General features: G+C 34.9%; 16 protein-coding genes. 11 read left to right on the top strand and 5 right to left on the bottom strand.

The window, feature by feature from the left end; all coding sequences use genetic code 11:
• Window positions 1-12: 12 nt before the first annotated feature.
• Window positions 13-2589, top strand: coding sequence for a DUF2309 domain-containing protein (locus NSQ15_RS11635; RefSeq protein ID WP_046467373.1), 2577 nt, complete (start codon window positions 13-15; stop codon window positions 2587-2589).
• Between the two features lie 118 nt (window positions 2590-2707).
• The gene (locus NSQ15_RS11630) at window positions 2708-3079 is read left to right on the top strand and encodes a DUF2294 domain-containing protein (RefSeq protein ID WP_029056574.1); all 372 of its coding nucleotides are present in this window, start codon (window positions 2708-2710) and stop codon (window positions 3077-3079) included.
• A gap of 53 nt (window positions 3080-3132) precedes the next feature.
• Here NSQ15_RS11630 and NSQ15_RS11625 read toward each other — a convergent pair whose 3' ends face one another.
• The gene (locus NSQ15_RS11625) at window positions 3133-3378 is read right to left on the bottom strand and encodes a hypothetical protein (protein ID WP_026083468.1); all 246 of its coding nucleotides are present in this window, start codon (window positions 3376-3378) and stop codon (window positions 3133-3135) included.
• A gap of 485 nt (window positions 3379-3863) precedes the next feature.
• On the opposite strand from NSQ15_RS11625, the gene NSQ15_RS11620 reads away from it, so the two are divergent.
• The 4 genes from NSQ15_RS11620 (at window position 3864) to NSQ15_RS11605 (ending at window position 7150) form a co-directional block, all read left to right on the top strand.
• A complete protein-coding gene (locus NSQ15_RS11620) occupies window positions 3864-4538 on the top strand; it encodes a phosphatase PAP2 family protein (protein ID WP_046467374.1) in 675 nt (224 codons plus the stop codon).
• Between the two features lie 66 nt (window positions 4539-4604).
• Complete coding sequence (locus tag NSQ15_RS11615; RefSeq protein WP_070451958.1) at window positions 4605-5336, top strand: alpha/beta hydrolase; 732 nt, start codon at window positions 4605-4607, stop codon at window positions 5334-5336.
• 27 nt (window positions 5337-5363) lie between these two features.
• The gene (locus tag NSQ15_RS11610) at window positions 5364-5606 is read left to right on the top strand and encodes a hypothetical protein (protein WP_070451927.1); all 243 of its coding nucleotides are present in this window, start codon (window positions 5364-5366) and stop codon (window positions 5604-5606) included.
• Between the two features lie 215 nt (window positions 5607-5821).
• On the top strand, window positions 5822-7150 hold the full coding sequence (locus NSQ15_RS11605) for a sodium-dependent transporter (protein ID WP_070451930.1): 1329 nt from the start codon (window positions 5822-5824) through the stop codon (window positions 7148-7150).
• 71 nt (window positions 7151-7221) lie between these two features.
• Here the strand turns inward: NSQ15_RS11605 and NSQ15_RS11600 are convergent, their stop codons facing one another.
• From NSQ15_RS11600 to NSQ15_RS11590, 3 genes are all read right to left on the bottom strand, one after another.
• Window positions 7222-7842, bottom strand: coding sequence for a LysE/ArgO family amino acid transporter (locus NSQ15_RS11600; RefSeq protein WP_176745277.1), 621 nt, complete (start codon window positions 7840-7842; stop codon window positions 7222-7224).
• 205 nt (window positions 7843-8047) lie between these two features.
• Entirely contained in the window at window positions 8048-8926 is an 879-nt protein-coding gene (gene hchA / locus NSQ15_RS11595; protein WP_070451936.1) for a glyoxalase III HchA, read from the bottom strand.
• 144 nt (window positions 8927-9070) lie between these two features.
• Window positions 9071-9607: a pentapeptide repeat-containing protein gene (locus tag NSQ15_RS11590; protein WP_017637020.1), complete on the bottom strand. Its 537-nt coding sequence runs from the start codon at window positions 9605-9607 to the stop codon at window positions 9071-9073.
• 295 nt (window positions 9608-9902) lie between these two features.
• On the opposite strand from NSQ15_RS11590, the gene NSQ15_RS11585 reads away from it, so the two are divergent.
• The 4 genes from NSQ15_RS11585 (at window position 9903) to NSQ15_RS11570 (ending at window position 14458) form a co-directional block, all read left to right on the top strand.
• Window positions 9903-10811 carry a PLP-dependent cysteine synthase family protein gene (locus NSQ15_RS11585; RefSeq protein ID WP_070451938.1) on the top strand — a complete coding sequence of 303 codons (909 nt, stop codon included), beginning with the start codon at window positions 9903-9905 and terminating at the stop codon, window positions 10809-10811.
• The gene (locus tag NSQ15_RS11580) at window positions 10804-11949 is read left to right on the top strand and encodes a bifunctional cystathionine gamma-lyase/homocysteine desulfhydrase (protein ID WP_070451941.1); all 1146 of its coding nucleotides are present in this window, start codon (window positions 10804-10806) and stop codon (window positions 11947-11949) included. The genes NSQ15_RS11585 and NSQ15_RS11580 overlap by 8 nt, the downstream gene beginning before the upstream one ends.
• Before the next feature lie 258 nt (window positions 11950-12207).
• Window positions 12208-13275, top strand: a complete 1068-nt coding sequence (locus tag NSQ15_RS11575; RefSeq protein ID WP_017637023.1) for a Leu/Phe/Val dehydrogenase — start codon at window positions 12208-12210, stop codon at window positions 13273-13275.
• Window positions 13276-14011: 736 nt separating this feature from the next.
• Window positions 14012-14458 carry a YSIRK-type signal peptide-containing protein gene (locus NSQ15_RS11570; RefSeq protein WP_340747168.1) on the top strand — a complete coding sequence of 149 codons (447 nt, stop codon included), beginning with the start codon at window positions 14012-14014 and terminating at the stop codon, window positions 14456-14458.
• A 158-nt stretch (window positions 14459-14616) separates the two neighbouring features.
• Here the strand turns inward: NSQ15_RS11570 and NSQ15_RS11565 are convergent, their stop codons facing one another.
• Window positions 14617-14850: a hypothetical protein gene (locus tag NSQ15_RS11565; RefSeq protein ID WP_119622761.1), complete on the bottom strand. Its 234-nt coding sequence runs from the start codon at window positions 14848-14850 to the stop codon at window positions 14617-14619.
• Between the two features lie 115 nt (window positions 14851-14965).
• On the opposite strand from NSQ15_RS11565, the gene NSQ15_RS11560 reads away from it, so the two are divergent.
• Entirely contained in the window at window positions 14966-24121 is a 9156-nt protein-coding gene (locus tag NSQ15_RS11560) for an Ig-like domain-containing protein (protein WP_340747167.1), read from the top strand.
• The last annotated feature ends 41 nt before the right edge of the window (window positions 24122-24162 follow it).

Genomic DNA, 24162 nt, shown 5'->3' with positions numbered 1-24162 from the left:
GGGTGAAAAACTATGGTTAATTCACAACAAAATAGCAATATCGAAATGATTGTCTCTGAGGCTAAGCGTGTCATTACACCGTTATCACCAATTTCTATTTTTGCTGCGAGAAATCCTTGGGAAGGTTTGGAAGGACAAACATTTAACGAAATAGCTACATGGCTAAAAGATATAAGAGATGTCGATATTTATCCTAATTATAGAGCGGTTGAAAATGCTGTACAACATGGTGAGATAGATGAAGAAATCTTTGAAACATTATTAAATGAAGCAATTCAATCGTCTAATATCAAAGTAGAAACCGAATTTGAAAAACGTTATATAGATAACATTAAACATATTGAACCAATTTCAGATGATCTTTTAGATACTACTATGCGTCATCGTATCTTTGAAACTTTACCTAAGGTTTCAAACAGAGATGTAAATCAAGATTTATACCGACCTAAGAGTGCGGATAGTGTTAATGCAAAAGGTGAACGATTAATTGATGAGGTAGATATGCATATGATTAAGTGGTCTAAACTGTATTTAGACCAGTTTCAATCTAGTTGGACTATGCCTAAGAGAGAGCAAGGCTTTTATACTGCATGGTTACATTTAGCACAACATGATCCTAATCTGTCTAAACAAGCAAGACAACTTGTTCGTCAGTGTGCATCTACTTCACACGAAATGATTAGCCAAGTATTAACAGATTTGAATATTCAAAGTGCAGACTGGCAAGCTTATATAGAAGGACAGTTGTTAGCTTTACCAGGTTGGGCTGGGATGATGTATTATAGAGCAGAAGAAAATGAATCAGAGCGTCAACTCTTAACAGATTACATAGCAATAAGATTAGCCACTGAATATATTTTATTATCAACAACTAAAGAACAATACAACGTGTCTAATATTTATCACTATAAAGACGTAGATTTAGTTATAGCATTAATGTTTTATGGTCATTTATCACTTGAAGAGTGGGATCAATTATCTAAAGAAGATAAAATAAGATACTTAGATTTTGCGAGAACATATCATAGACAGTATTTCCAAAAATTATGGCTTGATGCATGGGAAGAAACACATGAACGTGATTTAGTAGATACAATTTATGAGTCGTCAAATTCAGATAGTGAACCACAAAAGACACAAGCCCAGTTAGCGTTTTGTATCGATGTCCGTTCTGAACCGTTTCGTCGTCATCTCGAAGGAGAAGGCCCATTTGAAACAATAGGTATTGCCGGTTTCTTTGGTTTACCTATTAAAAAAGAAGTTATTGACGCACAATTCGATCATGAATCTTTACCTGTCATGGTACCACCAGCGTACAAAATTCAAGAATACGCAGATCGCCATAAATTAGAATATTATCAGCAACAACAACATACAATTACATCAATGCTTTATACATTTAAATTAATGAAACATAATGTTCTACCTAGTCTATTATTACCAGAATTAAGTGGGCCATTTTTAAGTCTAAATACCATTGCCAATACGTTAATACCAACAAAAGCAAGACAATTTGCACATCGGTTCACTAAAAAATGGCTTAACAAACCTGAAACAAAGTTAACCATCGAAAGAGAGCATCATGTGTATTCAGAACTTCCTATTGGTTTAACGGAAGAAGAGCAAGTTCAATTTAGTAAACAAGCACTACAATTAATGGATTTAACGAAAGATTTTGCACCACTTGTCGTATTAGGTGGACACGGTAGTGAATCTCATAATAATCCTTATCATTCTTCACTAGAGTGTGGTGCTTGTGGAGGGGCTTCAAGTGGATTTAATGCTAAATTGTTAGCGATGTTATGCAATATGTCTTCTGTAAGAGAAGCACTGAAACAAGATAACATTAATATTCCTGATGAAACTGTCTTTGTTGCGGCAGAACATAAGACCTCAGTAGATAAGTTGGAATGGATATATGTCCCAGAATTAACAGAAAGTGCACAACAAGCGTTTGATTTAATAGAATCTGTTATGCCACAAGTAAGTTATAAAGCTAATTTAGAACGTTTGGCAAACTTGCCTAACTTAAATAAAGAGCATAAAGATCCAGTAGCAGCAGCATATCAATATGCGAGTGATTGGAGCGAGATAAGACCCGAATGGGGGTTAGCTAAAAATGCTGAGTTTGTTATTGGTAAACGTTCAATTACTGAAAATAGTAATTTAGAAGCGCGAGCATTCTTGCATAATTACGATTGGACAGAAGATCAAGATGGTCATTTACTCAATACAATTATTTCTGGACCAGCACTAGTTGCACAATGGATTAACCTACAATATTATGCTTCAACTGTAGCACCACATTACTATGGTAGTGGTAATAAGAGAACACAATCAGTCACATCTGGACTTGGTGTCATGCAAGGTAACTCTAGTGACTTAATGTACGGTTTGCCTTGGCAATCAGTAATGGCTCAAGATAACGAAATTTACCATTCGCCAATACGTTTATTAGTCGTTATTCAAGCACCTGATACGCATATTCAACGCTTATTAGCAGATAATCAAAAATTCGCTCAAAAAGTCGACAATGGATGGGTACGTTTAGCAAGTATTGATGAAAATCATAGTTGGAAAGATTGGTAAATGTATATATAGATAGCTTACTTAAGAGATTTCAATTGGTTATGGCGTTTTTGATGTTATTTTCGAATAATATGGAAAATGTTAAACTATATGTAATCAATATTTAGGAGTCGTCTATATGAAAAAGTCTAAAGGTGTATATGAAGCTGAAATTAGTAAAGCGATCACTCAATGGGAAAAGGATTATTTAGGAAGAGGTTCTTTATCTGTTAAAACTGACATACTAAGAGATATGGTGATTATCAATTTGCAAGGAATATTAACACCTGCAGAATATCGCGTTTGTGAGACGAATGAAGGTTTATTGAATATTAAACGCACAAGATCTGAATTAGTTGAATCGGGTCAAAATGATCTTAATAACATTATTCATCAAATTACAGGAATTGAAGTAGTCAGTTTCCATAGCGATTTAAGTACCGTTACAGGTGAACGTGTGATTGTCTTTAAATTAAAAGACAACTTTGAAAAATTAATCAACCAAGCTTGATTTATATAGGAACAGTATGATTTTACGTTAATAGACAAAGGTCATACTGTTTTTTATTTTAAATATAATAAGTACATCACGTAAACATAAAGTCTATAAATGATACCTAATAAATTCGGAAAAATAATCATAGAGGCTAGTAATTTATCACCTTTGAAACCGACAATACATAAAATAATAGGTATCATATAGAGAATGAATAACCAATATAATAGTGTGTCAAATGAGGGATGAATAGGTAAGAAAAAGCGAAATAATGTAATTAACAAGGCACAATAGATTAATATTATTTTGCTCATAAAGGATACCTTTCTAACTATCAAACATAAATGGGTACAGTTGAATGATTACAGTACTTATATTTGAATACGTTTTTAACGTGTGATAGCTATATTTTTTAGATTTTTATTATTATTATAAATTCAATTATACAATAATTTATATGCAAAAGGTATGAGAATTCCAAAGCACTATAGTCATTTAATATCAATTATAAATGGTATCTCAACCTCACTTTAAGCGATTGAATCGTATATAATACATGTAATGGTTGAAAGCACAAAGGATATCATTAACGAAATATAATGAATATAGGTCAAAATAATCGACGTTTAAATAATGGTACAAACGATGGCTTAGTCCAAGAGATTTTGATGGACACAGTTATCAAATAGCAAATATAACATAATTAAAATCCGACATAAGGCCGAGCCCAACATATGGTCATTTTGTATATGATATAAGAGTTAAGTAACTAAAGTTTGTAAGAGATAGAGGAGATTATATGATAAACAACAAAATAACGACAGGAAAATTTACCATTCCTTTATTTTTGATCAGTGTGTGCTTGTTTATATTTGTTGCATTGCGTATTACTCATGAAGGCGCATTTTTAAAAACACTTGATTTAAAGTCATTACATTGGCTTACTCAGGAATTTGGTACACCACATCGAAATTTTGAAGGTAATTGGTTCAATCATTATATGACATTTTCTGCCACTATAGGCGACGTAAGTGGTGTAATTATTATGTCACTTATTATTACAGTGGTTTTAATGTTTAGATATAAACATATTGCTTTATGGTTTATTTTAACAATTTTAAGTGGCACATTAATGAATATATTAATCAAAATGACAATAGAGCGTACAAGACCGTTTAATCATTTAGTCGTTGACAAAGGGTATTCTTTCCCTAGTGGTCATTCTAATGCCAGTACGCTATTATTTGTAACAATGATTTTTGTGATTATACCAGTAGTTCGCCATGCTATATTGAGGTACGCAATGCTCGTTCTTGCGATCATATTGTGGTTAAGTATATTATTTTGTAGATTATACTTTCATGCGCACTACCTTACAGACGTCATTGGTGGTGTCACATTAGCATTGGCCTGGATCGCACTATGGCTTGCTGTATATCCATTGTTTAAAAAATTAAAGTTAAAAGACAAATAGTTAATGTCTTTTTAAAAGTGATATTATATACGTATTAAATTTTAAAAGTTAGGAGAGTACGACATGATGAATATTAAATCACCAAGTCCACTTTATTTAAAAGGTACAAACAATCAAGCGATATTATTATTACATTCATTTACAGGTACCGTTAAAGACATGAAACATCTTGCAACAACATTGAATGAACAAGGATTTACTTGTTATGTACCTAATTATCCTGGTCACGGACTACCAGTGACACAGTTTGTAGCGTACAATGTTGAAGATTGGTGGCATTGCGTGCAAGAAGCGTATCAATTTTTAAAAAGTGAAGGATTTGAGAAAATTAATGTTGCTGGCGTCTCATTAGGTGGTTTATTCACATTACATTTAGCTGAAAACGTTGAGTTAAATCGTATTGTCGTCATGTCTGCACCAAGTGAAAAGACGAAAGCAGGTATCTCTTGGCGTTTGGAAAAATATGGGAAACGTATGAATGACATAATGAGATTATCAGAAAGTGAAAGCACTCATGAATTAGCGCAAATAGAGGATTATCAAAATGATATAAAAACATTCCAAGAGGTTATTAATGATATTATGTCACATTTGAATGAAATTACTGCAACTGCAAGAATAGTATATGGTGGTCAGGATGAAGCGGCTTATGAAGACAGTGCCCACTATATTTTCAACCAAATCAGTAGTGAACATAAAACGATACAAGAATTCCCACGCAATCAACACTTGATGACGCATGGTGAGGGTAGAGACGAATTGGAGCAAGATATTGTTAAGTTCTTCACTGAGCAATAATATCTTTATAAAAGGGCGTGTTCATAGATGAAAAGGACTTTTTTATTAACATATATAACGGCTTCGGGTAAAACATATACAGAATTTAAGACATTTGAAAATGGTATAGATAAAGATAAATGTGTGAGACGAATTTTAGATGAATTTGATGAGTTGCCATATTTATATTTAGAAAAGGGAAATAGCATCCATTATATCAATGTTGATCACATTGAAAGTTTAGAGATTGAAGAAGTACATGATGGACAGTCAATCACTTATAGCAGTTAAAATATGAAAAGCTAAAAATTTAAAATAATGTTACAAGGAAAATAGTCATAACTCATTCATTTTCAGTTTATGTTTAAATACAAATTGAAAAGGTGAGCAAGGCTATTTTTTTATTATTCTGACAATTTAGATGGATATTGCACATAAATGCTATAAATGGTAAAGTGTTACTTAAATACATAAACGCTTTAACGTGCTAAAGGAAGTGATTGGATATGAGCAAACAATCAGAATGGAAGACATCAACTGGTTTTATATTGGCAAGTGCTGGTTCTGCAATAGGTCTAGGAGCAATGTGGAAATTCCCTTATATGGCAGGCATTTATGGTGGCGGCGCATTTTTATTAATGTTTTTAATCTTCACCATATTTGTAGGACTACCATTATTAGTAATGGAATTTACTGTTGGGAAAATGGGAAGAACCTATACCACACAAATATATAGTAAACTTACAGGCAAAAAATGGTTAAATATTATAGGGTGGAATGGTAACTTAGCAGTATTTATCTTATTCGGTTTCTATAGTGTTATTGGCGGATGGATTATAATCTATATGGCTAATGTCATTTGGCAAATAGTTACGTCGAACACATCTGATCTTGGCCAAATTCAATTTGAATCGATTATTAGTAATCCATGGTTAACAGTATCAGGACAGGGTATTTTTATTTTCTTAACAATGATTATAGTCATGCTCGGTGTCGAAAAAGGCTTAGAAAAAGCTTCCAAAATCATGATGCCGTTACTATTTATCTTTCTAATAATTGTTGTTGGAAAATCGTTAACTTTAGACGGTTCTATGGAAGGTGTACGTTATTTATTGCAACCCCGAATTAAAGATATATCAATGGAAGGCATCTTATTTGCTCTTGGACAATCCTTCTTTACATTATCATTGGGAACGACTGGGATGATTACTTACGCAAGCTATGCTCCGAAAGCTATGACAATTAAATCATCTGCTATTTCAATTGTATTGATGAATATTTTAGTTTCAGTTTTAGCGGGATTAGCAATCTTTCCAGCGTTAAAAACATTCGGATACCAGCCGCAAGAAGGGCCCGGTTTATTATTTAAAGTGCTACCTTTAGTATTCGATAAAATGCATTTCGGTATCGTTTTTTATCTTATCTTTTTAATTTTATTTTTATTTGCAGCATTAACATCATCTATTTCATTATTAGAGCTAAACGTTTCTAATTTTACAAAAAATGATAATACTAAACGTCGACCTGTTGCACTTATCGCAAGTATACTCGTATTTATCATCAGTATTCCAGCCACTTTATCGTTCGGTAGTTTAAGTGGAATTAAATTTGGCGCTGGCACTATATTCGATAACATGGATTTTATTGTATCTAATATTCTAATGCCATTAGGAGCTCTAGGTACTACATTTGTTGTAGGCCAATTATTAGATAAAAATTTATTAAGAGAAAACTTTGGTAGAGACAAATTCAAACTATTTTTACCTTGGTATTATTTAATTAAATTTGTTATGCCAATCGTAATTATTTTAGTATTTATAGTTCAGTTATTTTAAAAATAGATTTTAGATAAAAATATAGCAATAAAGGCTTATCGAAACTACGAATTTCGATAAGCCTTTTTATATTATCCAACCAAAATATGCCAAATATTTTTGATGATAAGTAAACTGACAATTAGAACGATAATACTCGAGATTTTATTTAAAATAATGATGTATTTACCAGTTTTATCAACAGACCCTAACATTTTTCCAAGGACTGCTAACAAAATAAACCAAATCCAAGAAACTGAAATAGTAGCTATTGCGAATAATACCTTTTCGTTACCTTGATACATAGAAGTGCTAGTACCAATGACGCCGATTGTATCCATAATCGCATGGGGATTAAGTAGTGAAACAGAGAGTGCAAATCCGATTTGTTTCTTAGCGCTCATAGGTTCCATATGTTCTAAATTATTTGGCTTTTCATTCCACAATGACCAAGCCATATATAATAAGAAGGCTAGGCCAATAATATAAATTACTAATTGTAAAATAGGTAGTGACATTAAAACGAGTGAAACACCTAATATAGCTAATACTATTAAAGTCGTATCACATAAACCTGCTGTAATAATGACTGGTAATGCTTTGGTTAATTTCTTTTGATTAGCTCCCTGGTTAAATACAAATACGTTTTGAGCACCTAATGGCAAGATAAGACCTAAAGCAAGTAAGAATCCATGAATCATAGGTTGCATAATAGTACCCCTTTTTTATGAGCTAGAATATTTATCTTAAAAAGTTTAAATATCTGAATATTTAAAAATATTATACGGAAGACATATATACTTTTCAATATTAAATATTTTATTAGGGATTGTTCTCATAAAAAAGCCCGAAGCAGTTGTGTTTAAAATGCTTTGGGCTATGAAACATATATTTTGAAATTGAGATTAACAAATTAGATTATGACTCTTTTGTGGCCTCGACTAATGTATCTGCTGCAAGTAAACCAAGATTATTTGAAGCTAATGGACTATCGCCAGTTAATAACTTACGGTCTTGGTGTGTCTGGCCACTCATTTCTTTATTTACAATATTAAGTCCTTGTTTGCTTAATAAGTCTGCAACTAACCATTTAAGTTTACCTGGCAAGTAACCAATGTCGATATTAGCGCCGTCATCAAGCGCATCAGGGAATACACAAACTGAATAGCCTTCAAATGGTGATGATTCTCTATTTAAACCAGCAGATAATAATGCAGCAGGACCATGACATAATGTGATAATAAACTTATCATAATCTAATGCCCAATCTAATGTTTGTTGTACATCTTCACTTTCGGAAATACCAACTACAGCCGCATGTCCTCCAGGTATAAATAGGGAAATATAATCTGAATCAGGACCGAGTTCATTTTTAACTACTTCTGATAACACTTTTGGTTGTTTTAGTTTTTCCTTTAATTTATTGTAAGTCGATTGAACAGCCTCATCTTCTCCAGGCATAGCCCAATGTTCCAATTTTACAGGATAACCCGTTAATGTAGCTACATCGACATCGAAACCTGCTTCCATTAAATGATGCAATGGTAATAACATTTCTACTGGGTGATTACCTGTGGAGAACATTTTGCCGTTTTCTAACAATACATATCGTTCTTCTGCGGCAATCATTAATACTTTCCATTTACCTCCAGTATAAGCATTTTTATGTTTGACACCATCAAAGTCTGTTTTAGGTGCTGTATATTGACTTAATGAATAAGGAGAAGGGAAAAATGCATTATCCTCCGCTTTATCAGGCGTTGGCACTTTACTTAATTCACTTGTGTCTTGAGTCATATTCAATTCCTTCTTTCGTAGGTTTGTAATGTTTATTACCTTGTAAGATACCTCATAAACATATACTAATAGCTACATGTCTCTCTTTTAATATAAAAAATGTACACTAAGACAGCATTATAAGGTCTAAGTGTACACGTTGAATTAGATGTATTGTACATTTTCGAAAATGACATTTTGTTTTTGAAGTTCTTCTGCAATATTTTGAGGTAATTTAGTATTTTTAAATGTCACATGATCAAAGAAGCAGTGTTTTAATTTTATATTTTCAAATACAGATTGGTTAATTTCTGTTTTTTTAAAAGTAACATTTTTAAATGTAGTATCAGTGATTTTAACCTCACTAAACGTGTTGCCATCAAATACAACATCTTGAAAGACTGTATTATTAATCGTTGTTTCATCAAACGTCGTATTTTCTGCGTTAATGTTTTTAAATTGGTTTTTGTAAAAATTAACTTGTTCGAATATGCAGTCATTCAAACTACTATTTACAAATTTACTATTTGAGACAGCGTTAATGTTTTTAAATATACCTTCATTAAAATTACAATTTTTAAAACGACTTTTATTAACTTCTAATTCATCGTACATAGAATTTCTAAAATTAGTTGAATTATGATTTACATTTTTATAGTTTTCTTGAGTGAATACAGATAGCGATAAGTCTTTATTTGCCATATAATTACAAACTCCTTTACTAGCGTTAAATGATATTTCTTTTCTTGTACAGGAAAAATAAATATAAATTTATAGAATTAATATACGTTATTCATCATAACATGAGATGGCTTCTGGTACATTTGATTGAGTTTGAAACTAGAAATATAAAAATATGATCTATTATAAACAGTGAAATTGCAAAATATTCTAAAATCATTTATAATTCATACCTGTTAAATAAGAATTATTGGAATATGGGAAAAGGGTATTGTATAGTTTTCCTTAAAATACATAGGAGATGTATATATATAACATGATTGCATACGATTTGATTGGACAAACACCACTTGTTTTATTAGAAAGTTATAGTGATGAAAACGTTAAAATTTATGCTAAACTTGAGCAATTTAATCCTGGAGGCAGTGTCAAAGATAGGCTAGGAAAGTATCTTGTTGAACAAGCAATAGAAGAAGGACGTCTTCAACGCGGTGATACTATAGTGGAAGCTACGGCTGGAAATACTGGCATAGGATTAGCTATAGCAGCTAATCGCTACGATCTAAAATGTGTCATATTTGCACCTGAAGGCTTTTCTGAAGAGAAAATTTCAATTATGCGTGCGTTAGGTGCTGATGTAAAAAGAACAGCTAAAGATGAAGGCATGATTGGAGCACAACAAGTTGCCAAACAATACGCTACTGACACACAATCCATTTATATGAATCAGTTTGAAACTAAACATAACCCTGATGCCTATACACATACCTTGGGGAAAGAACTTACAGATGAACTGAATCATATTGACTATTTCGTAGCTGGTGCTGGATCTGGTGGTACATTTACAGGTGTAGCAAGACATTTACAACCTTTAGGTGTTAAAAGCTATATTGTTGAACCAGAAGGCTCGATATTAAATGGTGGGCCAAGTCATACTCATGACACAGAGGGCATTGGTTCAGAGAAGTGGCCTGGATTTTTAGAGAAAACTTTAGTCGACGGTATTTTTACAATTAGTGATAAACATGCTTTTGAAAACGTAAAAAATATTGCTAAAAATGAAGGATTACTTGTAGGTAGTTCATCTGGTGCAGCATTACAAGGTGCACTTGAATTAAAACAACAATTAGACAAAGGGGTAATCGTAACCATATTCCCTGATGGTAGTGATCGATATATGTCAAAACAAATATTTAATTATAAGGAGATGGATGATAATGAATAAAAAAACACAAATGATTCATGGCGGACATACTACAGACGAATATACAGGTGCTGTAACAACACCTATATATCAAACAAGTACTTACTTACAAGATGATATTGGAGATTTACGTCAAGGTTATGAATATTCTCGTACAGCCAATCCAACGCGTGCATCATTAGAAAGTGTCATTGCAGATTTAGAACATGGTAAACATGGTTTCGCATTTGGGTCAGGTATGGCTGCAATTAGTGCAGTTATTATGTTATTAGATAAAGGCGATCACCTTATATTAAATTCTGATGTATACGGTGGCACATATCGTGCATTAACTAAAGTATTTACAAGATTCGGATTAGATGTTGATTTTGTTGATACTACAAATATTGATGAAGTTGAAAAATATATTAAACCTGAAACTAAAATGTTATATATTGAAACACCTTCTAATCCGTTATTACGTGTAACAGATATTAAAGGTACAGTAGATATTGCTAAAAAACACAATTTGATTTCTGTTGTAGATAATACATTTATGACACCTTATTATCAAAATCCATTAGACTTTGGCATTGATATTGTTTTACATTCTGCTACTAAATACATTGGCGGACACAGTGATGTAGTAGCTGGATTAGTAGTAACTGCTGACGATGAATTAGGAGAACGTATTGGTTTTATTTCTAATTCAACAGGTGGCGTTCTTGGACCACAAGATAGTTATTTATTAGTAAGAGGAATCAAAACACTTGGCTTACGTATGGAACAAATTAATCGTAATGTTGAAGCGGTTATTGATATGCTTCAATCTCATGACAGTGTACAAAAAGTATTCCATCCAAGTGTGAAAAGTCACCTAAATTATGATATACATGCAGCGCAAGCAGACGGTCATACAGGTGTAATCGCTTTTGAAGTGAAAGATACTGAAGCAGCTAAAAAAGTGATTCACGCAACACAATATTTCACTTTAGCTGAAAGTTTAGGTGCAGTTGAAAGCTTAATCTCAGTACCTGCTTTAATGACACATGCGTCTATCCCATCAGATGTGCGAGCTAAAGAAGGTATTACTGACGGCTTAATTCGTTTATCAATAGGTATTGAAGATACAGATGATTTAGTCAATGACTTAAAACAAGCACTTAACACATTAAATTAAATCTAATTAGTCATATATAAGCGTATCTTTCTTTCATTTAATAATTCACAACATTAATAGATCGAGATTAGTATAAACTGACGACAAAGAATCAAATTTTGTCGTCAGTTTTTTATTTTTAATAGAAAAGTAAGGATAAATAAATTTTCATATAATTCTCAATTTGGCTAATATTGTGCGTGTTTTAAATTAAGATTATTCCTATTTTGTCAGGGTATGCGAATAATGTACATTGAATTATAGAGAGGGGTATTTTTAATGATTTTCGAAACTATGGAACAAGAAGACTATGAACAAATGGTTTTTTGCCAAGATAAAGCAACAGGCTTAAAGGCAATTATTTGTATTCATGATACGACACTTGGACCAGCATTAGGCGGTTGCCGCGTTAGAAATGATTATAATTCTGAAGAAGAAGCAATAGAAGATGCTATGAATTTAGCACGTGGTATGACATATAAAAATGCAGCTGCTGGCTTAGACCTTGGTGGAGGTAAGACAGTAGTGATGGGTTCACCTAATAAAGAAGATGAAGAAGCATTTTATAGAGCATTAGGTCGCTATGTTAATACATTAAATGGTCGTTACTATACAGCAGAAGATGTTGGTACATCTGAACATGAAATGAATTTAATTTATAAAGAAACACCATATGTTTGTGGTACTAGTCAATCATTTGGATCAGCAGGTAATCCTAGTCCAATGACTGCTTATGGTATTTATATAGCAATGAAACGTACGGCTATGGAACAATTTAATGGTGAATCACTCGAAGGTAAAACAGTAGCCGTCCAAGGTGTAGGTCACGTATCATATGAACTTTGTCGCTTATTACATGAAGACGGAGTTAAGTTAATTGTGACTGATATCAATAAAAATAACGCACAACGAGCAGTTGATGAATTTAATGCACAATTTGTCGAACCAGATGACATCTTTTCAGTAGAAGCGGATATTTTCGCACCATGTGCACTTGGTGGTATTTTAAATGATGATACTATTCCTCAATTAAAAGTTAAAGCCGTATGTGGTTCAGCGAATAACCAATTAAAAGATGAAAATAAACATAGTAAAATGTTAGAAGAAAAAGGTATATTATATGCACCAGACTATATTGTTAATAGTGGTGGTGTAATCAATACAGCTGACGAATTAAATGGTTACAATGAAGCGCGTGCGACAGAAAGTATTGAAGGTATCGATAAGATTGTTAAACATATATTCGATATAGCTAAATCTCAAAATAAGACACCATTAGAAGCTTCACAACATTTTGCTGAAACACGTATGAATCAAATGTCACGTATTCATGATATTAGAAAATAAAAATGATGAAATAAAATATAGAATTGTTGTAGCCTGGGATAAATAACTGTCTCAGGCTACAATTTTATATTGGCAGTAGTTGACTGATAAAGTAATTCTTTTTCTTTAGAAATTAGAATTACTTATGCATGAGTGCTAACTCATGTAATCCTTAGTGGAACACCTTAGCTAAAGCTAATGTGTAAGTATCACTAAACTATTTAAAAATAGTAGTGATACTTTATTTTAAATTCTAGTCAACCTTGCCGGGGTTAGACTACGAAATAAATTTTAGGAAAATATTATTTCTGTCTAACTCCCTTTTTAATTGTGTAATGAAATTGATGAGATATGATACTCAACTTGAAGTAATAACTGCTATTTTGAAAAATTACTTTAACAAATTTGAATAATCGAAAATGATTTTGGTTATTCGGGTTTATAAATCATATATCCGGATAAAGGAAAGTTATCAAAGTACAATTTTATTATTGAATAGAGAAAGCATATAAAAAATAAAACATAAAATGTATATCTGTATTAATTGAAATTTGAACAAACTTAATTGCGTACAAAATAGTTTTGTCAAATCCATTTTATATATTTATTCATATTATTACTAAAAAATGATAAATATAAATTTGGATAAAAATTGTACAGATATATAGTTTTGTAACATTTGTAAAAAGTAAATCAATTAAGTATTATATGTATATACAATATTAAAATTGTGCAAAATATATGAGGTGATTCATAAATGAAGAACAAACAAGGCTTTTTACCACACAAACTAAATAAATATGCAATTAGAAAATTCACAGCAGGAACAGCATCACTATTAATAGGTGCAACATTAGTATTTGGAGCAGGAAATGTAGCTAGAGCAGATGAATTAGATAATGCATCTGCTCAAAATAGCGATGGCGACAAAGATAAAAGTGAACCTGTTGATATAACAGAACTCACTAATAGTAATGAAACAAATAGTACAGAAACGAGTGCCACAGACAAAACAGCTACTCAAACAGACAATGCTAATAGTGACCAACAAACTACTACAACTAATAAAGATGTAGAGGAGAAAACAACAAATAATACTGGCGATAAGCAAAGTACCGAACAAGCGAATTCAGACAACGTTTCTTCAGATAAAACATCAGCACAAGAATCCTCAAGTATTGAACAAAACACAATTGATAACTAAAACAAAAAAGCATCGACAACAAAAGATGAATCTACAACAGAGTCAGCAACTTCTGAGAACAAAACAACATCTACAGATGACAAACAAGTAGAGTCAAATAAAGACGATGAATCTATAAATAAACAAGATAGTGAAACTAATTCTACTTCTAAAGAAAATCAAACTTCAGATAAAACGACTTCAGATAAAACCTCTTCAGAAAAGAATAATACTGCAGATAAAACATCAACTAAAAATGTAGACAAAACAACTTCCAATAAAACAACATCTAAAACAGAAGGAAAAACAACTAAAGCAACAACTAAAAATTCGACATCTAAACAAGATACTAAAAAAGTAACAACTAAAAAGGCTACTGATAAAACATCAACTAAAAAAACTGAATCAAGCAAAAAAGAAACAACATCTAAAAATTCTAGTAAGTCTACTAAAACAAATAAAACAACAGCAAAAGAAACTACTGAATTAACAAAACAATTAGCGAAATCTAAAAATAAAGAAAAAGCAGTGCAATCATTTTTAAATGATCAAGTTTCAACAACTGAAGCAAAAGAAATATTGAAAAATACAGATGTAGACTTTAACAAAGCAACTGATGAAGAAATCAATCAAGCTGTATTACAAGCTGCTTTAAAAGAAATGGTAGACAAACAAAAGAGCACAGAAACATTAGCTACTCAGCCTAGAACTAGAACATTTATGCGCGCAATGGCTACACCTAGAATGCTTGCTGCCGCTGTTAGTGGTGACGAAAAAGCACAAAAATCATTAAATTATTCTGATAACTATACATTTGCGTCACTAGTATTTGATCCTGAAGCTTTAGATTCTGACGCAGTTAAAAATAGTACATCAATTCCATTTAATATTCATGCATATATGTCAGGTTCTAACTCAGGTTCTAGATATAAAATTGATTTAAATCTAGACTCTAAAATTGCAGATCATGTTACTAAAATATCTGTAAATCAAGCTGGTGGTAGCAATCCGGTCACATTTACGAGATTGAAAAATGATGATGGCACACCGTCTAATATTTGGGAGATTAACTATATTCGTGCGAACGGTGGTTTATTTGGTGGCGCTGAAATTTTAGCTAATAAAACAGCAGCTGGTGGTCAAATTGAATTAGATGATACTGTTGAAAATATTCTTAATGAAGCAGGAGATTTAAGTAATAATAAACTTAATTATCAAATCTATGTTAGAGACTCTTCTGCCAATACGATTGTACGTTCATCAGAAAGTAGTGGTTATTTCCTTACATCGACTGATGATGATTTAGTTAAGTTAAATAATAATACATCTACAGCTAATTCAAAAGATTTTAAAGCAAGTAGTGGTACAGCTATTTTAGATACTAAAGTTGGTGATAACGGAGCGATTATTGTTGACCAACAAATCGTTAAAAATGGCACATTTGGTTATGGTGGTGCTTCAAACAAACAATGGAGTTATAACTATCAAATCGATAAAGACTTAATTCCATTTATTCAAAGTGTTGAATTAGATAGATATGATTACAATGGTTTAAATGGATTTAATAAAACTTATAATGCATCTAATAAGGTAGCAGATCTATCTATAGATGCGAACGGTAATGGTACAATTACTGCTAGTGATTTAAACAGTTTAATTGAATTTAATAATGGATTACCAGAGCCAATTGGTATGAGAATTGTTATTAAATTAAATCAAAGTGCTAATAACATTCTGACTAAAGATGCACAATATGACGCAAATGGAAATTTAATTACTTCTACAGCTGACCAAGTTGAAGACTTTACATTTGCAGGTTATCTTACTGATAATGCTGGTCAACTTATTAATAACTCTTTAGGAACATCTTCTTTAGAATTACAAGACTATGATCAAGATGGTCTTTTAGATAGATATGAAAGAGAAGTATCATTAACAGATCCAAATGATGCAGATACAGATGATGACTCTAAAAATGATGGAGATGAGGTTAAGACATATAAAACTTCACCATTAGTAGGTAAACCAACTGCAGCCGATATTACAATTAATGATACAAAAGTAAGTGGATCAGTCACTTTAAAAGCAAATGCAGGTACTCAAACTGCTAAAGTAATTAATTCAGCAGGACAAGTTATTGGTACATCTACTGTGAATAGCGATGGAACTTTCTCAGTTACTATCCCTAAATCAGCAGCAGGTCAGTACACAATAGCTATTGATGCATCTAACTATGATAATGATGAAACAAATACATTTAATATTATAGATAATACAATTGTTCCTGCGCCTTTAGTGGATCCAGTTGACGATAATGATACGACTATTGGTGTTCATGGTACGGCTGGTTCAACAATTACGGTTAAAGATAACAATAATAATGTGATAGGCACAGTTACATTAGGAGCGAATAGCACGTCAGGTACCTTAACATTATCTAAACCATTAACAGCAGGAACTCAGTTAACATCTACTGCTAGTAAAAATGGAAAAACAAGTGAAGTTTCACCAACAGTAACAGTAACAGATGCAACAGCACCGGACGCACCTGTGATTAATCCTGTAACAAGTGAAGATACTACAGTGACAGGAACAGCAGAACCAAACTCAACAGTAACAGTGACATTCCTAGACGGAACAACACAAGTTACGACTGCTGATGCGTCAGGTAATTATACTGTTAATATTCCAGCAAATGAAGATTTCACTGGTGGAGAAACAATTACTGCTTCTGCTAAAGATGCAGCAGGTAATAAATCTGTGGATTCAAATATTACAGTCACAGATGCGACAGCACCAAATCAACCTACTGTTAATAGAGTAACAAGTGAAGATAAAACAATTACAGGAACAGCAGAACCAAACTCAACAGTAACAATCACGTTCCCAAATGGAACAAAAGTGGAAGCAATTGCGACATCAAATGGTAGTTATAGAGTTGCAATTCCAACTAATATAGATTTAAAAGGTGGAGAAACATTAAAAGTTACTTCAACAGATAAAGCAGGTAATAAATCTACTAACGCTAATACAACAGTTGTTGATGTAACGGCACCGGATGAACCTACAATCAATACTGTAACAAGTGAAGATACACAAATTACAGGAACAGCAGAACCAAATTCAACAGTGACAGTAACATACCCAGATGGAACAACGTCTACAGCTACAGCAGATGCTTCAGGAAATTATACTATGGACATACCAGCTTCTGAGGATCTCATAGGAAATGAAGAATTAAGCGTAACAGCAACTGATGCAGCAGGTAATGTTTCAACAGAAGGTGGAACGACTGTACTTGATACAACAGCGCCAGAAGTGCCAACAGTGAACTCTGTAACAAGTGAAGATACAACGATTACAGGAACAGCAGAACCAAATTCAACAGTAACAGTAACGTTCCCAGACGGCACAACAGCAACAGCTAATGCAGACGGCGATGGCAACTATACAATTGATATTCCATCAAATGAGGATTTAAAAGGTGGAGAAACGTTACCAGTCACATCAACAGATGAAGCAGGTAATCAATCTGGAGAAGCAACAACAACTGTCACAGATATAACTGCGCCAGAAGTACCGACTATTAATCCTGTAACAAGTGAAGATACAACAATCACAGGTCATGCGGAACCAAATTCAACAGTAACAGTGACGTTCCCAGATGGAACAACGGCTACTGCTGAAACAGATGCTGATGGTAATTACGTGATTGATATTCCATCAAATGAAGACTTAAAAGGTGGAGAAGTACTACCAGTTACCGCGACAGATAAAGCAGGTAACACATCAGATGAAGCTAGTACGACAGTGACAGATATAACAGCACCGGTCGTACCGACAGTGAATCCAGTGACAAGTGAAGATACAACAATCACAGGTAAAGCCGAACCAAATTCAACAGTAACAGTAACATTCCCAGATGGAACAACAGCGACAGGAACAACAGATGCGGACGGTAACCAATCTGATCAAGCGACAACAACAGTAACGGATACTACAGCGCCAGAAGCACCAACCGTGAACCCAGTGACAAGTGACGATACACAAATCACAGGTAAAGCTGAACCAAACTCAACGGTAACTGTAACGTTCCCAGATGGTAATACAGCAAGTGCAACAACAGATGCGGACGGTAACTATGTCATCAATATTCCATCAAGTGAAGACTTAAAAGGTGGAGAAACACTACCTGTTACAGCAACAGATAAAGCTGGTAATAAATCAGATGAAGCGACAACTACGGTGACAGATACAACAGCACCGACAGTACCAACAGTAAACCCAGTAACAAGTGAAGATACACAAATTACGGGTAAAGCTGAACCAGGTTCAACAGTAACGGTAACGTTCCCAGACGGCACAACAGCGACAGGCACTACAGATGCGGATGGTAATTATGTCATTGATATTCCATCTAATGAAGACTTGAAAGGTGGAGAAACATTACCAGTTACTGCAACAGACAAAGACGGTAATAAGTCAGACCCAGCAACAACGGTCGTAACAGACACAACAGCACCGACAGTACCGACAGTAAATCCAGTAACAAGTGATGATACAACAATCACAGGTAAGGCAGAACCAGGTTCAACAGTGACAGTAACATTCCCAGACGGCACAACAGCAACAGGTATAACTGATGAGAATGGCAACTATGTGATTAATATCCCAAGTCGCGAAGATTTAAAAGGTGGAGAAACATTACCAGTTACAGCAACGGATAAAGATGGTAATAAATCAGACCCAGCAACAACAACAGTGACAGATACAACAGCACCAGATGCACCAACAGTAAATCCAGTAACAAGCGATGATACAACAATCACAGGTAAGGCTGAACCAGGCTCAACAGTGACAGTAACATTCCCAGATGGCAATACAGCTAGTGCCACAACAGATGCGGATGGAAACTATACAATTAATATACCAACTAATGAAGACTTAAAAGGCGGAGAAACATTACCAGTTACCGCTACAGATAAAACTGGTAATACGTCAGGAGAAGCAACAACAACAGTAACAGATACTACGGCACCAGATGCGCCAACAGTAAATCCAGTAACAAGTGATGATACGCAAATTACTGGTAAGGCAGAGCCGAATTCAACAGTGACAGTAACATTCCCAGATGGTACTAAAGCTAGTGGTATAACAGATGCGGATGGCAATTATGTCATTGATATTCCAGCGAATGAAGATTTAAAAGGTGGAGAAGATTTACCAATTACTGCTACTGATAAAGCAGGTAATACATCTGGAGAAACGAAAACAACAGTGACAGATACAACAGCACCGACAATACCAACAGTTAATCCAGTAACAAGTGATGACACACAAATCAAAGGTAAAGCCGAACCAGGCTCAACAGTAACAGTAACGTTCCCAGACGGCACAACAGCGACAGGTACAACAGATGCGGAAGGTAATTACGTGATTGATATTCCAGCCAACGAAGATTTAAAAGGTGGAGAAACATTACCAGTTACTGCAACGGATAAAGATGGCAATGAGTCTGAGCCAGCAACAACAGTAGTGACAGATACAACTGCTCCAACGACACCGACTGTCAATCCAGTAACAAGTGACGATACACAAATTACAGGTAAAGCAGAGCCAGGTTCAACAGTGACAGTAACGTTCCCAGATGGCACAACAGCAACTGGAACAGCTGATGAAAATGGTAATTACATTATCGATATTCCAGCTAATGAGGACTTAAAAGGTGGAGAAACTCTACCAGTTACAGCGACAGATAAAGCCGGAAACAAATCAGATCCAGCAACGACAACTGTAGCAGACACAACAGCACCAACAGTACCATCAATAAACCCAGTAACAAGTGATGATACTGAAATCACAGGTAAAGCAGAACCAGGTTCAACAGTGACAGTGACATTCCCAGATGGCACAACAGCAACTGGTACTGCAGATGACGATGGCAACTATACAATTAACATTCCATCTAGTGAAGACTTAAAAGGTGGGGAAACATTACCAGTTACAGCTACAGATAAAGATGGAAATAAATCAGATCCTGCAACAACAACTGTGGCAGATACAACGGCACCAGATGCACCAACTGTTAATCCAGTAACAAGTGACGACACACAAATCACAGGTAAAGCTGAACCAAATTCAACAGTGACAGTAACGTTCCCAGATGGCACAACAGCAACTGGTACTACAGATGATAATGGTAACTATGTAATAAACATTCCTGCGAATGAAGATTTAAAAGGCGGAGAAACGTTACCAGTTACAGCGACAGACAAAGATGGTAATAAATCAGAGCCAGCAACAACAGTGGTAACAGACACAACAGCGCCATCTGTACCGACAGTGAACCCAGTAACAAGTGATGATACACAAATCACAGGTAAAGCCGAGCCAAACTCAAGAGTGACAGTGACGTTCCCAGATGGAACAACAACTACTGGTATCGCAGATGACGATGGTAACTATGTCATCGACATTCCAGCTAACGAAGATCTAAAAGGCGGAGAAACATTACCAGTCACAGCAACAGACAAAGATGGCAACACATCAGAGCCAGCAACAACAGTGGTAACAGACACAACAGCGCCATCTGTACCGACAGTGAACCCAGTAACAAGTGAAGATAAAACAATCACAGGTAAAGCCGAGCCAGGTTCAACAGTAACAGTGACGTTCCCGGATGGCACAACAGCGACAGGAACTACAGATGACAATGGTAACTATGTTATAAATATACCTGCGAATGAAGACCTAAAAGGTGGAGAAACATTACCAGTTACAGCAACAGACAAAGATGGAAATAAATCTGATAAAGCAACAACAACAGTCGCAGATACAACGGCACCAACAGTACCAACTGTGAACCCAGTGACAAGTGAAGACAAAACAATCACAGGTAAAGCCGAGCCAGGTTCAACAGTAACAGTAACGTTCCCAGACGGAACAACAGCGACAGGAACTGCAGATGATAATGGTAACTATGTCATCGACATTCCATCTAATGAAGACTTAAAAGGTGGAGAAACATTACCAGTTACTTCAACAGATAAAGATGGTAATAAGTCTGATCCAGCGACAACAGTTGTCGCAGATACAACAGCACCGACAGTACCGACTGTCAACCCAGTTACAAGTGAAGATAAAACAATCACAGGAACAGCTGAGCCAAACTCAAGAGTGACAGTGACATTCCCAGATGGCAATACAGCAAGTGCAACAACAGATGCAGATGGTAATTATGTGATTAATATACCTGCAAATGAAGATCTAAAAGGTGGAGAGACATTACCAGTCACAGCGACAGATAAAGACGGTAACCAATCAGATCCAGCGACAACAACAGTAACGGATACAACAGCGCCAGAAGCACCAACTGTAAACCCAGTGACAAGTGACGATACACAAATCACAGGTAAAGCCGAGCCGAACTCAACAGTAACAGTAACGTTCCCAGACGGAACAACAGCAACTGGAACTGCCGATGCAGATGGTAATTATGTGATTGACATTCCATCTAACGAAGATTTAAAAGGTGGAGAAACATTACCGGTAACAGCGACAGACAAGGATGGCAACACGTCAGAGCCAGCAACAACAGTGGTAACAGATACAACAGCACCAACAGTGCCGACTGTGAACCCAGTAACAAGTGAAGATAAAACAATCACAGGAACAGCCGAACCAAATTCAACAGTAACAGTGACATTCCCAGACGGAACAACAGCAACTGGAACTGCCGATGCAGATGGTAATTATGTGATTGACATTCCATCTAATGAAGACTTAAAAGGTGGAGAAACATTACCAGTTACAGCAACAGACAAAGATGGCAACACGTCAGAGCCAGCAACAACAGTGGTAACAGATACAACAGCACCAGATACACCAACAATCAATCCAGTGACAAGTGATGATACACAAATCACAGGTAAAGCCGAGCCAAACTCAAGAGTGACAGTGACGTTCCCAGATGGAACAACAACTACTGGTATCGCAGATGACGATGGTAACTATGTCATCGACATTCCAGCTAACGAAGATCTAAAAGGCGGAGAAACATTACCAGTCACAGCAACAGACAAAGATGGCAACACATCAGAGCCAGCATCAACAGTAGTAACAGACACAACAGCACCATCAGTACCGACTGTGAACCCAGTAACAAGTGAAGATAAAACAATTACTGGAACAGCAGAACCAGGTTCAACAGTAACAGTGACGTTCCCAGATGGCACAACAGCAACTGGAACTGCCGATGCCGACGGTAATTATGTCATCGACATTCCATCTAATGAAGACCTAAAAGGTGGGGAAACATTACCAGTTACTGCGACAGACAAAGATGGCAACACTTCTGAAAAAGCATCAACTGTTGTCAAAGACACAACAGCACCAAATGTACCAACAATCAATCCAGTGACGAGTGATGATACACAAATCACAGGAAAAGCAGAGCCAAACTCAACAGTAACAGTGACGTTCCCAGACGGAACAACAGCGAGTGCAACAACAGATGCAGATGGTAATTACGTGATTGACATTCCATCTAACGAAGATTTAAAAGGTGGAGAAACATTACCAGTAACAGCGACAGATAAAGATGGCAACACTTCTGATAAAGCGTCAACAGTTGTAACAGATACAACAGCACCGACAGCACCAACAATAAATCCAGTGACAAGTGATGATACACAAATCACAGGTAAAGCCGAGCCAAACTCAAGAGTGACAGTGACGTTCCCAGATGGAACAACAGCAACTGGAATTGCCGATGAAAATGGTAATTATGTGATTGACATTCCAGCCAATGAAGATCTAAAAGGCGGAGAAAAATTACCAGTTACAGCAACAGACAAAGATGGCAACACTTCTGAAAAAGCATCAACTGTTGTCAAAGATACAACAGCACCAGAAGCACCAACTGTTAATCCTGTTCATAAAGGCGATAAAACAATCACAGGAACAGCAGAACCAGGTTCAACAGTAACAGTAACGTTCCCAGATGGAAGAACTGCAAGTGGTACAGCAGATAAAAATGGTAATTATGTGATAAATATTCCTACTGGTGAAGAACTAAATGGTGGAGATCATATCGGAGTAACAGCAACGGATGCAGACGGTAATATCTCACCATCTACTGATGGAACAGTTATTGATAACAGTAAACCAGTCGACCCAAATCAACCAACAGAGCCAACAAAACCAGTCGACCCAACAAATCCAAATCATACAAAACAACCGACAGATTCTGATGATTCAACAAATCCTAGTCAGCCGGCTGAACCGAAAGAAACAAAAGATTCAACTCAACCAACAGCACCGTCAAATGATAGTAAATCAACATCATCAACTCGTGCATATGGAAGCAATAAAGCAACCCATAATTCAGTTCAACGAGATACTGAAGAACAAGCACAAACAGATAACAACAGCGAAGTAACTAATTCTAACCAAAATAATGGTAGTAAAGTAGTAGATATGAATGGACAACAAGTAGAAAAATCAACGAAATCATCAACAAACAAAGATAAAGATCAAGGTAAAGGTCAGAGTGAACTACCTGAAACAGGACAAGATGTAGTTAATAAAGGAACGTTGTTCGGTACATTATTAGCCGGACTAGGTGCACTATTCTTATTCTTCAAACGTCGTAGAGAAGATGAAGACGAAGAAGAAAATAAATAATAAAATGAAATATTGATATCACAAGGCTCATTCCATTTTTG

Origin of the sequence: Staphylococcus sp. FSL W8-0774 (assembly GCF_038006785.1) — a bacterium.
GTDB classification, from domain to species: domain Bacteria; phylum Bacillota; class Bacilli; order Staphylococcales; family Staphylococcaceae; genus Staphylococcus; species Staphylococcus pasteuri.
Note: the sequence above shows the minus strand (reverse complement) of the source record. Positions and strands in the feature narration are given on the sequence as shown.

Excerpts from the sequence above, each read along its gene's own strand:
- NSQ15_RS11635 (WP_046467373.1), top strand. The coding sequence starts at position 13 with ATGGTTAATTCACAACAAAATAGCAATATCGAAATGATTGTCTCTGAG.
- NSQ15_RS11630 (WP_029056574.1), top strand. The coding sequence starts at position 2,708 with ATGAAAAAGTCTAAAGGTGTATATGAAGCTGAAATTAGTAAAGCGATC.
- NSQ15_RS11625 (WP_026083468.1), bottom strand. The coding sequence starts at position 3,378 with ATGAGCAAAATAATATTAATCTATTGTGCCTTGTTAATTACATTATTT.
- NSQ15_RS11620 (WP_046467374.1), top strand. The coding sequence starts at position 3,864 with ATGATAAACAACAAAATAACGACAGGAAAATTTACCATTCCTTTATTT.
- NSQ15_RS11615 (WP_070451958.1), top strand. The coding sequence starts at position 4,605 with ATGAATATTAAATCACCAAGTCCACTTTATTTAAAAGGTACAAACAAT.
- NSQ15_RS11610 (WP_070451927.1), top strand. The coding sequence starts at position 5,364 with ATGAAAAGGACTTTTTTATTAACATATATAACGGCTTCGGGTAAAACA.
- NSQ15_RS11605 (WP_070451930.1), top strand. The coding sequence starts at position 5,822 with ATGAGCAAACAATCAGAATGGAAGACATCAACTGGTTTTATATTGGCA.
- hchA (WP_070451936.1), bottom strand. The coding sequence starts at position 8,926 with ATGACTCAAGACACAAGTGAATTAAGTAAAGTGCCAACGCCTGATAAA.
- NSQ15_RS11590 (WP_017637020.1), bottom strand. The coding sequence starts at position 9,607 with ATGGCAAATAAAGACTTATCGCTATCTGTATTCACTCAAGAAAACTAT.
- NSQ15_RS11585 (WP_070451938.1), top strand. The coding sequence starts at position 9,903 with ATGATTGCATACGATTTGATTGGACAAACACCACTTGTTTTATTAGAA.
- NSQ15_RS11580 (WP_070451941.1), top strand. The coding sequence starts at position 10,804 with ATGAATAAAAAAACACAAATGATTCATGGCGGACATACTACAGACGAA.
- NSQ15_RS11575 (WP_017637023.1), top strand. The coding sequence starts at position 12,208 with ATGATTTTCGAAACTATGGAACAAGAAGACTATGAACAAATGGTTTTT.
- NSQ15_RS11570 (WP_340747168.1), top strand. The coding sequence starts at position 14,012 with ATGAAGAACAAACAAGGCTTTTTACCACACAAACTAAATAAATATGCA.